Source organism: Streptomyces cupreus (assembly GCF_014257025.1).
Taxonomy (GTDB): domain Bacteria; phylum Actinomycetota; class Actinomycetes; order Streptomycetales; family Streptomycetaceae; genus Streptomyces; species Streptomyces cupreus.
Window position 1 is genome coordinate 1 of the sequence record NZ_JACMSF010000185.1, and the last position, 581, is coordinate 581.

1 pseudogene is annotated in these 581 nt (G+C 69.4%); it reads left to right on the plus strand.

Annotation, left to right across the window (positions count from 1 at the left end):
* Positions 1-118: 118 nt before the first annotated feature.
* Positions 119-527, plus strand: a pseudogene (locus H4N64_RS46185) (ATP-binding protein).
* The last annotated feature ends 54 nt before the right edge of the window (positions 528-581 follow it).

Here is a 581-nt window from a genome sequence, read left to right on the forward strand (position 1 = left end):
AACCACCGGGACCCCGGAAGCGCACCGCTCCGCCCTGCCAAGACGGCTGCGGCACTGCCACCGCCCGCGCACTCCGCAGGACCAGTCAACTCGCCTTCGCCACAACAGGAGTTCACCCATGCCGGAAGGCGAACCCTGGGAGTACACCCTCTACATCCCCAACGACCCCCGAGCCGTCACCGTCTGTCGCCGCACCCTCCGCCTGATCCTCACCATGCACGGCCTGATCCGCCTCGTCGACACGGCGGAGCTGATCGGGGCGGAGCTGGTCTCCAACTCCGTACGCCACACCGCGGGCCCTGCCGCACCGCGTCCGCTGGGCAGCCGGCGTGCTGCGGGTCGGAGCGTGGGATGCCGACCCCGCGCCTCCCGATCCGCCGGAGAAGTGGGAGCGGTTGGGAGAGGCGGCGGAGGAGGGGAGAGGGCTGGCTGTTGTCCGGGCCTGTGCCGACGTATGGGGGTGGCAGCCACTGTCCCGGAACGGCAATCGCGGCAAGTACGTGTGGTGTGACCTGGTCGCGGCGTAGGTCGTTGATTCCATCGGATGGAAAGGAGGGCGGATGGTCGGCTCGTCGCATGAA